General features: G+C 71.2%; 10 protein-coding genes. 9 read left to right on the forward strand and 1 reads right to left on the reverse strand.

Going from position 1 to position 12,625, the window contains the following annotated elements:
- The first annotated feature begins 28 nt into the window (after positions 1-28).
- The 5 genes from AB0E19_RS29725 (at position 29) to AB0E19_RS29745 (ending at position 4,053) form a co-directional block, all read left to right on the forward strand.
- Positions 29-1,003, forward strand: a complete 975-nt coding sequence (locus AB0E19_RS29725) for a ribose-phosphate diphosphokinase (RefSeq protein WP_031007234.1) — start codon at positions 29-31, stop codon at positions 1,001-1,003.
- A gap of 259 nt (positions 1,004-1,262) precedes the next feature.
- A complete protein-coding gene (locus tag AB0E19_RS29730) occupies positions 1,263-1,856 on the forward strand; it encodes a 50S ribosomal protein L25/general stress protein Ctc (protein WP_362185280.1) in 594 nt (197 codons plus the stop codon).
- Positions 1,857-1,934: 78 nt separating this feature from the next.
- The gene (pth, locus tag AB0E19_RS29735; RefSeq protein WP_362185281.1) at positions 1,935-2,537 is read left to right on the forward strand and encodes an aminoacyl-tRNA hydrolase; all 603 of its coding nucleotides are present in this window, start codon (positions 1,935-1,937) and stop codon (positions 2,535-2,537) included.
- Between the two features lie 39 nt (positions 2,538-2,576).
- Positions 2,577-3,020 carry a hypothetical protein gene (locus tag AB0E19_RS29740; RefSeq protein WP_362185282.1) on the forward strand — a complete coding sequence of 148 codons (444 nt, stop codon included), beginning with the start codon at positions 2,577-2,579 and terminating at the stop codon, positions 3,018-3,020.
- Positions 3,021-3,162: 142 nt separating this feature from the next.
- Positions 3,163-4,053, forward strand: coding sequence for an LPXTG cell wall anchor domain-containing protein (locus AB0E19_RS29745; RefSeq protein ID WP_362185283.1), 891 nt, complete (start codon positions 3,163-3,165; stop codon positions 4,051-4,053).
- Positions 4,054-4,123: 70 nt separating this feature from the next.
- Here AB0E19_RS29745 and ppc read toward each other — a convergent pair whose 3' ends face one another.
- Positions 4,124-6,853, reverse strand: a complete 2,730-nt coding sequence (gene ppc, locus AB0E19_RS29750) for a phosphoenolpyruvate carboxylase (protein WP_362185284.1) — start codon at positions 6,851-6,853, stop codon at positions 4,124-4,126.
- 244 nt (positions 6,854-7,097) lie between these two features.
- Between ppc and AB0E19_RS29755 the strand changes: the two genes are divergently transcribed.
- The 4 genes from AB0E19_RS29755 (at position 7,098) to AB0E19_RS29770 (ending at position 12,549) form a co-directional block, all read left to right on the forward strand.
- Positions 7,098-8,081: a fatty acid desaturase gene (locus tag AB0E19_RS29755; RefSeq protein WP_362185285.1), complete on the forward strand. Its 984-nt coding sequence runs from the start codon at positions 7,098-7,100 to the stop codon at positions 8,079-8,081.
- A complete protein-coding gene (locus AB0E19_RS29760) occupies positions 8,078-8,773 on the forward strand; it encodes a TetR/AcrR family transcriptional regulator (protein WP_206325414.1) in 696 nt (231 codons plus the stop codon). The genes AB0E19_RS29755 and AB0E19_RS29760 overlap by 4 nt, the downstream gene beginning before the upstream one ends.
- A gap of 186 nt (positions 8,774-8,959) precedes the next feature.
- Positions 8,960-10,663, forward strand: coding sequence for a VCBS repeat-containing protein (locus AB0E19_RS29765; protein ID WP_362185286.1), 1,704 nt, complete (start codon positions 8,960-8,962; stop codon positions 10,661-10,663).
- A gap of 176 nt (positions 10,664-10,839) precedes the next feature.
- Positions 10,840-12,549: a VCBS repeat-containing protein gene (locus tag AB0E19_RS29770; RefSeq protein WP_362185287.1), complete on the forward strand. Its 1,710-nt coding sequence runs from the start codon at positions 10,840-10,842 to the stop codon at positions 12,547-12,549.
- Positions 12,550-12,625: the final 76 nt, after the last annotated feature.

A 12,625-nucleotide genomic window follows, 5' to 3' on the forward strand; every position in this document is an offset into this window, starting at 1 on the left:
CAGAGAACACGTCTGAGGAGACAGTGCTGTGACCGGGATCAAGACGACCGGCGAGAAGAAGCTGATGCTCTTCTCCGGCCGCGCCCACCCCGAGCTGGCCGAGGAGGTCGCACACCAGCTGGGTGTCGGTCTCGTTCCGACCAAGGCGTTCGACTTCGCCAACGGTGAGATCTACGTCCGCTTCCAGGAGTCGGCGCGCGGCGCGGACTGCTTCCTGATCCAGAGCCACACGGCTCCGATCAACAAGTGGATCATGGAGCAGCTGATCATGATCGATGCTCTGAAGCGGGCCTCGGCCCGGAGCATCACCGTGATCGTGCCGTCGTACGGCTACGCCCGTCAGGACAAGAAGCACCGCGGCCGCGAGCCGATCTCGGCCCGTCTGGTGGCGGACCTGATGAAGACGGCCGGCGCGGACCGGATCCTGACCGTGGACCTGCACACGGACCAGATCCAGGGCTTCTTCGACGGCCCGGTGGACCACCTGTCGGCGCTGCCGGTGCTCGCCGACTACGTGGGCGGCAAGGTCGACCGCGAGAAGCTGACGATCGTCTCCCCGGACGCGGGCCGCGTGCGGGTCGCCGACCGCTGGTGCGACCGTCTGGACGCGCCGCTGGCGATCGTGCACAAGCGCCGTGACAAGGACGTCGCCAACCAGGTGACGGTCCACGAGGTCGTCGGTGACGTGAAGGGCCGCGTCTGCGTCCTGGTGGACGACATGGTCGACACGGGCGGCACGATCTGCGCGGCGGCCGAGGCGCTCTTCGCGCACGGCGCCGAGGACGTCATCGTGACGGCGACGCACGGCATCCTGTCGGGTCCGGCGGCGGACCGTCTGAAGAACTCCAAGGTGAGCGAGTTCGTGTTCACGGACACGCTGCCGGTGCCCGGCTCGCTGGAGCTGGACAAGATCACGGTGCTGTCGATCGCGCCGACGATCGCGCGCGCGGTGCGCGAGGTGTTCGAGGACGGTTCGGTGACGAGCCTCTTCGAGGAGCACTGAGTCACCGGAGCCGGAGCCACAGGTTCACGGCGAGGGCCGTCTTCCCCGGTCGGGGGAGGCGGCCCTCCGCCGTTCCCCGGCCCGTGATCCATTTGGGGGGCCGGGGCCGGGCGGGTAGACTGCCCTGGTTGCTCGGCGAGGGAGGCCGGTACCCGTTCTCGGGTCGGCGCTCCGTTATCGACGCGCTCTTCGTAGCAGGCCATCGCCAGTCGGCGGCCGGGTGACAGTTCCGACGTCACCACCACTACGAGGAGTGCACATGTCCGAGGTGAAGCTCGCCGCCGCCGTCCGCACCGAGTTCGGCAAGGGCGCCGCCCGCAAGATCCGCCGCGCCGCCGCCATCCCGGCCGTTCTCTACGGTCACGGCACGGACCCGGTCCACCTGACGCTGCCGGCCCACGAGACCACGATGGCGCTGCGTACCCCGAACGTCCTGCTGTCCCTGGACATCGAGGGCAAGGGCTCCGAGCTGGCCATCCCGAAGGCCGCCCAGCGTGACCCGCTGAAGGGTTCCCTGGAGCACGTCGACCTCCTCCTCGTGAAGCGCGGCGAGAAGGTCGTCGTCGAGGTTCCGGTCGTCGCCGAGGGCGAGCTCGCCGCCGGTGGCAACCTCCTGGAGCACGTCCTCAACACCCTCTCCGTCGAGGCCGAGGCCACCCACCTCCCCGAGTCCGTGACGGTCTCCGTCGAGGGCCTGGAGGCCGGTTCCTCCGTCACCGCCGGCGCCATCGCGCTGCCGAAGGGCGTCACCCTGGTGACCGAGGCCGACGCCGTCGTCCTCCAGGTCCTGGCCGCCCAGGCCGAGGAGCCGGCCGCCGAGGGCGCCGAGGGCGAAGAGGCCGCCGAGGCCTGAGCCGTAGGCTCTGTCTGACGTGACGGGGTGACGGGCCGTACGGCCCGTCACCCCGTCTCTCTGTTTCGACGCGAGGAGATGTCGGTGACCGACGACGCGAACGCGCCCTGGCTGATCGTCGGCCTCGGCAACCCGGGGCCGGAGTACGCGGGCAACCGCCACAACATCGGCTTCATGGTGGTGGACCTGCTGGCGGAGCGGATCGGCGGGAAGTTCAAGCGGGCGCAGAAGGCGCAGGCGCAGGTCGTGGAGGGCCGGATCGGTCCGGTGGGCCCGGCGAACCGGCGGGTGGTGCTGGCGAAGCCGATGTCGTACATGAACCTGTCCGGCGGTCCGGTGACGGCGCTGCGCGACTTCTACAAGGTGCCGACGGCGCACGTCGTGGCGGTCCACGACGAGCTGGACATCGACTACGCGACGCTGCGGCTGAAGCTGGGCGGCGGGGACAACGGGCACAACGGTCTGAAGTCGATGACGAAGTCGATGGGTGCCGAGTACCACCGGGTGCGGTGCGGGATCGGGCGTCCGCCGGGCCGGATGCAGGTGGCGGACTTCGTGCTGAAGGACTTCTCGTCGACCGAGCGCAAGGAGCTGGACTGGTTCGTGGACCGGTCGGCGGACGCGGTCGAGTGCCTGGTGACGGAGGGCCTGGAGCGGGCGCAGTCGGCGTACAACTCCTGACCGTCTGCTTTCGGCCGTACGACTGTACGATCGCGGGTCATGACGCACGTCCGGAACGCCGCCATGGCCCTCGTCGCCGTCCTGCTCGTCGTCGCGGGGGTGTGGGCGTCGTGGGCGTCGGCGCAGCACGTGCTCCTCGCCAAGGGGCGCGAGCACGGGACGCTGACGGTGACGGGGTGCACGGACGAGCGGTGCAGCGGTGCGTTCGCGCCGGAGGAGGCGGGGTCGTCCCGGCGGACGCTGGCGATCGAGCGGTCGGTGGCGGCGGGGCCCGGTGCGGTGATCCCGGTGGTGGTGAAGCCGGGCACGGACGAGGGTGTACGGACCGGCTGGGGCGGCGGGCTGCACGCCTGGCTGCCGCTGGGCGGGGCGCTGGTGCTGGCGTCTCCGCTGGTGGCGGGGGGCCTGCGGCTGCGGCGGACGGCCTGGTCGCTGGCGGGAGCGGGAGCGGCGCTGTGGGTGGCGGCGTTCGTGGCGCTGTGACGCGCCCTGGGTATGGCCGGATTCAACCAGTTTCCTGGCGGGATCGTTACATGCCTCTGGGTTAAGGGTGGCTTAAAGCGACGGATAAGCTGCGGGCGCCACCTCCCACGGCATCCCTCATCCCACAGATGGACGACTGCACATGCGACGCTCCCTGATTCCCGCTGCCACGCTTGTCGCGGCCATGGCGGGCTCCCTGGCCCTGGCGACGACCGCCTCCGCCACCAGCGGTGAGCACGAGCTCAAGCTGCACCAGGCGACGCCGATCAAGGCTGCCGACTTCCAGCAGGGCGAGTGCCCCGACACCATCCCGGCCGACAAGGACGGGTGGCACTTCGTGATCCCCGGCGGCGGCGTGGACTTCGTCAAGCTGACGGTCACGTTCGACAACGGCGCCCCGATCGAGATCACCTCCTTCGGCCCCCCGAAGGACGACCACGCGTACGTGGCCTCCGAGGCCGGTGCCGAGCTGACGTCCGCCGTCGCGGTCGTCGACGGCGAGGTGCAGCAGGGCTTCTTCAACCTCTCCCACACCTGCGCCGCGGAGGGCGAGGAGACCACCGGTGGCACCGCCACCGGTGAGACCACGACCGGCGAGACCACCACGGGTGAGACGACGACCGGCGAGACCACCACGGGTGAGACCACCACGGGTGAGACGACGACCGGCGAGACCACCACCGGTGAGACCACGACCGGTGAGACCACCACGGGCGAGTCCACCGCCACCGGTGAGACGACCGCCACGGGCGAGACCACCTCGACCGGCGAGACCACCTCGACCGGCGGGTCCTCCACCACCGGTGGGACCGCGACCGGCGAGACCACCACGGGCGAGACGACCGCCACGGGCGGCGACGCCGCCACCGGTGACGTCAAGGGCGAGACCGACACCAAGGGCGGCTCCGAGGAGGGCAACCTCGCGGAGACCGGTTCGAGCGCGCCGGTCGGCGTGATGGCCGGCGTCGCCGCCGCGCTCGCCGCGGCCGGTGCGTTCCTGGTGCTGCGCCGCCGCAAGGCCGCGCAGGGCTGACGTACCCCCCGCTAGTGCGAAGTGCCCCCACGGGATTCCCGTGGGGGCACTTCTCATGGGTCCGGCGGCGTCAGCCGGTGTTGCGCAGGCCCGCGGCGACGCCGTTGACCGTGAGCAGCAGGGCCCGCGCGAGCAGCGGGTCCGGCTCCACGCCGGCCTCGGCGTCGGCGCGCTGGCGGGCGAGGAGGGCGACCTGGAGGTAGGAGATCGGGTCCAGGTAGGCGTCGCGGATCTCGAAGGTCTGCTGGAGGACGGGGTGGGAGTCGAGCAGCTTCTCGCCGCCCGTCACCTTGAGGACCTCCTCGACCGTGAGCGCGTGCTCCGCCTCGATGGTCTCGAAGACGTGCTTGAGCTCGTCGGGGACGAGGGTGTCGACGTAGTGGCGGGCGATCCGCAGGTCCGTCTTCGCGAGCGTCATCTCCACGTTGGAGAGGAAGTTGCGGAAGAAGTGCCAGTGCTCGTGCATCTCGCCGAGGACCGCGTCGAGGCCGGCCTCGCGGAGTGCCTTGAGGCCGGATCCGACGCCGAACCAGCCGGGGACGATCTGGCGGGACTGGGTCCAGCCGAAGACCCACGGGATGGCGCGCAGTCCGTCAAGTCCCGCGCCGGAGTCGGGACGGCGGGAGGGGCGGGAGCCGAGGTGGAGGTCGGCGAGCTGGTCGACCGGGGTGGCCGCGAAGAAGTACGCGGGGAGGTCCGGGTCCTCGACGAGCTTGCGGTAGGCGGTGTGGGCGGCGTCGGAGACGGTGTCCATGGCCGCGTCCCAGCGGGCCAGCGCCTCGTCGGACTGGCGGGGCGCGGTGTGCAGGGCGGAGGCCTGCAGGGTGGCCGCGACGGTCAGTTCGAGGTTCTCGCGGGCCAGCGACGGGATGAGGTACTTGTCGGAGATGACCTCGCCCTGCTCGGTGACCTTGATCTCGCCCTCCAGGGTGCCCCAGGGCTGGGCGAGGATCGCGTCGTGCGAGGGGCCGCCGCCGCGGCCGACGGTGCCGCCGCGGCCGTGGAAGAGGCGGAGGCGGACGCCGTAGCGGTGGGCGACGTCGCGGAGCCGGCGCTGGGCGCGGTGGATCTCCCACTGGCTGGTGGTGATGCCGCCGAACTTGGAGGAGTCGGAGTAGCCGAGCATGACCTCCTGGACGTCGCCGCGGAGTGCGACGAGGCGTCGGTAGGAGGGGTCGGCGAGCATGTCGTTGAGGATGACGTCGGCGGCCTTGAGCTCGTCGGTGGTCTCCAGGAGCGGCACGATGCCGATCTTGGCCCAGCCGGCGTGCAGGTCGATGAGGCCGGCCTCGCGGGCGAGGACGGTGGCGGCGAAGACGTCGTCGGCGCCCTGGCACATCGAGATGATGTAGGACTCGATGACCTCGGGGCCGAAGCGCTCGAAGGCTTCCTTGACGGTGTGGAAGACGCCGAGGGTCTTCTGGCCGGGGGCGTCGAGCGGGGCCGGGGTGGGGGCGAGCGGCCGGCGGGAGCGGAGCTCCTTGGCGAGGAGCTTCTGCCGGTAGTCGCGGGGCATGTCGGCGTACCGCCAGGACTCCTCGCCGAGGCGGTCGAAGAGCTGGCCGAGCGCGTGGTGGTGGGCGTCGGCGTGCTCGCGGACGTCCATGGTGGCGAGCTGGAGGCCGAAGGCGGCGAGGGTGCGGATGGTGCGGTCCATCCGGCCGTCGGCGAAGAGGCCGCCGCGGTGCTCGCGCAGGGAGGTCTGGATGAGGGTGAGGTCCTGGATGAGCTCGGCGGTGCCCAGGTAGTCGCGGCCCGCCTGGTGGGGGGTGCCGGCGGCGAGGCGCTCGCGGGTGTTGAGGAGCTTCTGGCGGACGCAGGTGGCCTTGAGGCGGTACGGCTCCTCGGCGTTGAGCCGCTTGTAGCGCGGGCTGATCTCGGGGAGGAGGTCGAGGTCGCGCTGGAGGGAGTCCAGGAGTTCCTGGGTGGCTCCGGTGTAGCGGATGGAGTTGGAGAGCAGGCCGCGGAGGAAGTCGATGAGCTCCAGGGCGTCGGTGATGCCGTGCTCGTGCTGGAGGATCAGGACGTCCCAGGTGACCTGGGGGGTCACGTTGGGGTTGCCGTCGCGGTCGCCGCCGATCCAGGTGCCGAAGGTGAGGGGGCGGGTGCCGGCGGGCAGCTCGTAGCCGACGCGCTCCAACTCGGCGGCGAGGTCCTCCAGGACGTCGCCGACGGCACCCGCGTGCAGCTCGTCGAGGTAGTAGATGGCGTTGCGGGCCTCGTCGGCGGGCTCCGGGCGGACGACGCGGAGTTCGTCGGTCTGCCAGATGAGGTCGATGTTCTCGGCGAGGCGGAGGTCGTGGCGGCGCCGGTCGGCCTCGATGACCGGGCTCTCCAGGAGAGCGCCGATGCGGCGGAGCTTGTTGAGGACGGAGCGGCGGGCGGCCTCGGTGGGGTGCGCGGTGAAGACGGGGCGCACGTTGAGGTTCTTGATCGTCTCGCGGACGTGGGCGGGGTCGCCGTCCTTGAGCATGTCGGCGGTGCGGGCGATGAGGCCACCCTCGGCGGCGCGCTTCTCGCGGAGCTCGCGGCCGCGGTGGACCTGCTCGGTGACGTTCGCCAGGTGGAAGTAGGTGGAGAAGGCGCGGACGAGCTTGGCCGCCGTCTCCAGTTCGACGCCGCGGAGCAGCTCGGCGGCGGCGTCGCCGTCCTCGCGGGTGAGTCGCCGGACCTTCTCGACGAGGTCGAGGAGGTCGTGGCCCTCCTGGCGTACGAGGGTCTCGCCGAGGAGGTCGCCCAGTCGGCGGATGTCGGCGCGCAGCTCGGCGTTGGTGGTGGGAGTCTGGTCGGCACTGCTCACAGGTGTGGCTCCTTGCAGTGTTCAAGCACGTCTGGAGGGTTCTGGAGGCTTGCGGACCGCGCTGTCCGGCGTTCCCAGGATAGGTGTCCATTCCCTGGACGTGGGCGAGCCCCCCGCTTGTGCCCTCTTGCCGGGCGCCGTCGCGCTGCCATACTTACGTCGCCGTAGGTTACGCATCCGTAGCCTCGGTCCGGTCGTTTCCGGCCGTGCCTTCACCCTCTCCTTCACCCCCCAGGGGACACGCATGACCATCACCCCCGAGGTGACCTCGGCGTCCGAGACGCCGGACTCGGTCCAGGCCCTGCCCTCCGCCACGCTCGGCGGCGACAGCAAGGGTTCCGTCGAACAGCTCGCGCTGGGGCTGTTCATCGTGGTGCCGTTCGTGGCACTGCTCGCGGCGGTGCCGCTGGCCTGGGGCTGGGGGGTGAGCTGGCTGGACCTCGGTCTGATGACGGCGATGTACTTCATCGGCTGCCACGGCATCACGATCGGTTTCCACCGGTACTTCACCCATGGTTCGTTCAAGGCGAAGCGGCCGCTGCGGATCGCGCTGGCGATCATGGGTTCGCTCGCGGTGGAGGGGCCGCTGGTGCGGTGGGTGGCGGATCACCGCAAGCACCACAAGTTCTCGGACGCCGACGGCGACCCGCACTCGCCGTGGCGGTTCGGCGAGACGGTCCCGGCGCTGCTGAAGGGCCTGTGGTGGGCGCACATCGGCTGGATGTTCGACGAGGAGCGGACGCCTCAGCACAAGTACGCGCCCGATCTGATCAAGGATCCGGCGATCCGGCGGATCTCGCGGCAGTTCGTGCTGTGGACGATCGTGTCGCTGGCGATCCCGCCGGTGATCGGCGGTCTGGTGACGTGGTCGTGGTGGGGCGCGTTCACGGCCTTCTTCTGGGGTTCGCTGGTCCGGGTCTGCCTGCTGCACCACGTGACGTGGTCGATCAACTCGATCTGTCACGCGATGGGCAAGCGTCCGTTCAAGTCGCGTGACCGTTCGGGGAACGTGTGGTGGCTGGCGGTGCTGTCCTGCGGCGAGTCGTGGCACAACCTGCACCACGCGGATCCGACGTCGGCGCGGCACGGCGTGCTGAAGGGGCAGATCGACTCCAGCGCGCGGCTGATCCGCTGGTTCGAGCTGGCGGGCTGGGCGACCGACGTCCGCTGGCCGGCGCAGTCCCGGATCGACGCCCGGCGCCAGGTCGCGGCCTCCGACGCGGCATGATGGAGGACGTGGCGATCGACGGCAGTTCCAGCAGCACCAGCGGTACGGGCGGTACCGGAGCGAAGCCCCGGCGGAGCCGCCGGGTGCGGATGACCGGCGCGGAGCGCCGGGAGCAGCTCCTGGACATCGGCCGGACGCTCTTCGCCGAGAAGGGGTTCGAGGGCACGTCGGTGGAGGAGATCGCGGCGAAGGCCGGGGTCTCGAAGCCGGTGGTGTACGAGCACTTCGGCGGCAAGGAGGGGCTGTACGCGGTCGTGGTGGACCGGGAGATGCGCCAGCTCCTCGACGGGGTGACGGGCGCGCTGACCGCCGGCCATCCGCGGGAGCTCCTGGAGCAGGCGGCCTTCGCCCTGCTCGACTACATCGAGAACTACACGGACGGGTTCCGGATCCTGGTCCGGGACTCGCCGGTGGCGCAGTCCACGGGCACGTTCGCCTCGCTGATCAGTGACATCGCCACGCAGGTCGAGGACATCCTGGGCCTGGAGTTCAAGGCGCGCGGCTTCGACCCGAAGCTGGCGCCGCTGTACGCGCAGGCGCTGGTCGGCAGCGTGGCGCTGACCGGCCAGTGGTGGCTGGACGTGCGCAAGCCGAAGAAGGCGGAGGTCGCGGCGCACCTGGTGAACCTCGCGTGGCACGGTCTGGACGGCCTGGAGCAGAAGCCGCGGCTGATAGGGCACCGGAAGAACTGACCGCCCCGGTCCGGAGCCGTCGACCTGACGAATCCCGAAAAGACTCGTTGCCGGATCAACGATCAAGGTTATGATCCCCCCACATCCGGGGGGGTGTCCGCCCTCCGCGCGTGCCTTCTGCCGCGCGGAGCAGGAGCGGAGCCCTGCCCTGGAACCTGTTCTCACGTTCCCCAGGGGGGGATCACATTGCGTACCGCTTTCTCCCTGCGCGGCCGACGGATCGCCGCGTGCACCGCGCTCGCCCTCTCCGCCGGCATGCTGCTGGCGTCTCCCGCCGTGGCCCAGCCCACGCCCCCGTCGGCCGCCGAGCAGCCGCGCCGCGCCGCGGCCCCGCTGCCCGACCTCGACCTGTCTCCGCTGCGCTCCGGCGCGACCGCCCGGACCGCGGAGGCGGGCGACCCGCTGGCGTCCCGGTTCGACGTGGACGGTGACGGGTTCACGGACATCCTCTACCGCGACTGGGGCGGCGAGCTCGGCGTGGTGCCGAGCAGCGACGCCGAGGGCGGGCCGTGGCTCAGCTCCGGTGCCGCCGAGGTCCCGATGGACCTGGTCCCGGTCGGCGACCAGAACGCCGACGGCCGGCCCGAGGTGCTGGTGCTGACCAAGTACGGCAAGGCGGAGCTGCACGGCGACGCCACGCTGAGCGGCGGCTGGGTCTACTGGACCGGTGGCGGCTGGCAGACCTACAACAAGGTCTTCTCGCCCGGTGACGTCGACGGTGACGGCCGCTTCGACCTGCTGGCCCGCAAGCACAACGGCGAGCTGTACTTCTACCGCGCGACGGGCAACCTCTCGGCTCCGTTCGCCGCGCCGGTGAAGGCCGGCACCGGCTGGGGCGCCTTCGACCAGCTCGTCGGCATCGGCGACAACGACGGCGACGGCAAGGGCGACGCCGTGGCGCGCACGCCCGACGGCACCCTGTACTTCTACGGCAGCACGGGCGTGAGCACGAGCCCGTTCAAGCCGAAGAAGCCGGTCGGCCCGGGCTGGAACACGTACAACCAGATCCTGTCGGCCGACGACATCAACGCCGACGGGCACGCCGACCTGTTCGCCCGGTCCGTCGACGGCTCGCTGTGGGCCTACGCGGGCCGCGGCAACGGCACCTTCGAGACCCGCCGGCGCCTCTCGTCCGGCGGGTACCTCTCGGTCGACCAGTTCGCCGGTTCCGGCGCGATCGCCTTCGCGGGCAAGAACGCGCTGATGGCCCGGACGTCCGGCGGCGCCATGTACTGGTACGGGGCGACGAACAACGGCAAGCTGACCCCGCGCGATTCCCTCGACGTCGACCTGCCCGGCCTCACGCTGGGCTACGCCGCCTCGCTCGACAGGGACGCCTTCGCCGACCTGTTCCTCCTCGCCGACGGCACCCTCCACGTCAACGACTGGCAGGGCGGCGGCTGGGGCTCGTACAACCACGTCTTCGGCCCCGGCGACCTGAACGGCGACGGCAAGGGCGACCTGCTGGCCCGTGACCGCTCCGGCGTGCTGTACCTGCAGCGGGGCAACGGCGAGGGGACCGGCTTCGCGTCCCGGATCCGGATCGGCAGCGGCTGGGCCTCCTACAACCGTCTGATCGGCGCCGGTGACGTCTCCGGCGACGGCCGCGCGGACATCCTCGCGCGGGACGCCTCGGGCGTGCTGTGGCTGTACAAGGGCACGGGCGTCTCGACCCGTCCGTTCGAGACCCGGTACCGCATCGGCGCCGGGTGGAACACGTACCGGCAGATCGTCGCCCCGGGTGACGTGGACGGCGACGGCCGCGCGGACCTGCTCGCGACGACGTCCGGCGGCACGCTGTACCGCTACCACTCCACGGCCACGCGCGGCGTCTTCGCGCCGCGGGCCGAGGTCGGCGGCGGCTGGCAGGTCTACTCCCACCTGTACTAGTCCGCGTTGCCCCGGCGCCGGCATCCGTTCGTCCGGATGTCGGCGCCGGGGGCTACACTCGCGCACACATCGGGAGGGATGTTCGCCCTTCGCACGCAGGTACGCGGCGAAGGCGTGCGGAACCCGCCCCGGTACCCACATCTTCATGTTCCCCAGGGGGGGATCCCTTGCGTTCCATGTTCTCCGGGCGTGGTCGCCGCGTCGCCGCGTGCACCGCTCTCGCCCTGTCCGCCGGCATGCTGCTGGCGACCCCCGCCTCGGCCGACGACGCCGTCCCGTCGAAGTCGCGCGCCCTCGCCGAGCGGAAGCAGGACCACAAGCCCGCGCAGCGGAGCCTGACGCTGCCGCAGGCCGGTACGGCCCGTGCGGACGCGCTGGCCGCCGAGGCCGCCTCGCCGCTGCTGTCCGACCTGGACGGCGACGGCTTCGAGGACCTCGTCTACCGCGACACGTACGGCTTCCTGAACGCGGTCACCGCGACCGGCCTGTCCCTGTTCGGTGAGAACGAGACCGTCGTGAAGGACGTCGTCCCGATCGGCAACCAGTCCGGCGACGAGCGCCCCGAGGTGCTGACGGTCAGCGAGACCGGCGCCCTCTTCATGTACCACGACAACAACGAGTACGGCAGCCAGGACGCGGAGGGCAACCCGCGCCCGGGCACCTTCGTGGGCGGCGGCTGGCAGACCTACAACAAGGTCTTCTCGCCCGGCGACGTGAACGGCGACGGCCGTGCCGACGTCATCGGCCGCACCAAGACCGGCCAGCTGTACCTGTACCTCGGCACCGGCCTCGCGGACAAGCCGCTGAGCGGCCGCTCCCTGGTCGGCTCCGGCTGGAACAAGTTCGACCAGCTCGTGGGCGTCGGCGACGGCAACGGCGACGGTCACGCCGACCTGTACGCCCGCGACGCCGCCGGCCAGCTGTTCTTCTACCCGGGCAGCGGCGTCGTCGGCCAGCCCTTCGCCGCCCCCAAGTCCATCGGCGGCGGCTGGCAGACGTACACCCAGATCGTGGCGGGCGGGGGCGGCAGCGTCCTCGGCCGTTCCCTGGACGGCACGCTCTTCTTCTACGCCCCGAAGGGCGACGGCACCCTCGCGGGCCGCGTCCAGGAGGGCGACAAGGGCGTCTGGTCGGACGCCGCGCAGATCGCCAACGCGGGCAGCATCCCGTACCTGGGCCGCGCGGGCGTCAACGCGGTCACGGCGAACGGTTCGTGGTACTGGTACGACAACCTCACCACCGGTCGGCTCAGCCCGCGTCTCCTCATCTCCGGGGCCGACTCGTTCATGGCGAGCGCGAAGTTCTACACGCTGTCCTCGCTGAACGACGACGGCACGGGCGACGACGCCTTCGTCATCGACGGCCACCTGATCATCGACGGCCAGGACATCGGCGGCGGCTGGCAGATCTACAACTCCATCGTCGGCCCCGGCGACCTGACCGGCGACGGCAAGGGCGACCTCGTCGCCCGCGACGCCTCCGGCATCCTGTGGCTGTACAAGGGCAACGGCCTGGGCACCGGCTTCGCGACGCGTGTGAGCATCGGCGGCGGCTGGAACGGCTTCAACAAGCTCCTCGGCGCCGGCGACTACACCGGTGACGGCCTCACCGACCTGGTGGCCCGCACCACCGGCGGCGACCTGTACGTCTACCCGGGCACCGGCAGCGCCAGCGCGGTCTTCGGGGCGCGCAAGCTGGTCGGCAGCGGCTGGAACACCTTCAAGCACCTCACGGCCCCCGGCGACCTGAACGCCGACGGCAAGGGCGACCTGCTCGGCGTCAACAGCGCGGGCGAGCTCTACCCGTACCTGAACACCTCGTCGGCCCGCTTCGCCAAGAAGACGAGCCTCGGCACGGGCTACCAGGCCTACACCAAGTTCAACTGACCCTCGGGTCGGCCCCGTCGGCCGCCCCCGCACCGGTTCCCTCCGGTGCGGGGGCGGTCGCGTTCCCGGGCCGCGT

Origin of the sequence: Streptomyces sp. NPDC047974, assembly GCF_040653375.1 — a bacterium.
Taxonomy (GTDB): domain Bacteria; phylum Actinomycetota; class Actinomycetes; order Streptomycetales; family Streptomycetaceae; genus Streptomyces.

Excerpts from the sequence above, each read along its gene's own strand:
- AB0E19_RS29730 (WP_362185280.1), top strand. The coding sequence starts at position 1,263 with ATGTCCGAGGTGAAGCTCGCCGCCGCCGTCCGCACCGAGTTCGGCAAG.
- pth (WP_362185281.1), top strand. The coding sequence starts at position 1,935 with ATGTCGGTGACCGACGACGCGAACGCGCCCTGGCTGATCGTCGGCCTC.
- AB0E19_RS29740 (WP_362185282.1), top strand. The coding sequence starts at position 2,577 with ATGACGCACGTCCGGAACGCCGCCATGGCCCTCGTCGCCGTCCTGCTC.
- AB0E19_RS29745 (WP_362185283.1), top strand. The coding sequence starts at position 3,163 with ATGCGACGCTCCCTGATTCCCGCTGCCACGCTTGTCGCGGCCATGGCG.
- AB0E19_RS29755 (WP_362185285.1), top strand. The coding sequence starts at position 7,098 with ATGACCATCACCCCCGAGGTGACCTCGGCGTCCGAGACGCCGGACTCG.
- AB0E19_RS29760 (WP_206325414.1), top strand. The coding sequence starts at position 8,078 with ATGATGGAGGACGTGGCGATCGACGGCAGTTCCAGCAGCACCAGCGGT.
- AB0E19_RS29770 (WP_362185287.1), top strand. The coding sequence starts at position 10,840 with ATGTTCTCCGGGCGTGGTCGCCGCGTCGCCGCGTGCACCGCTCTCGCC.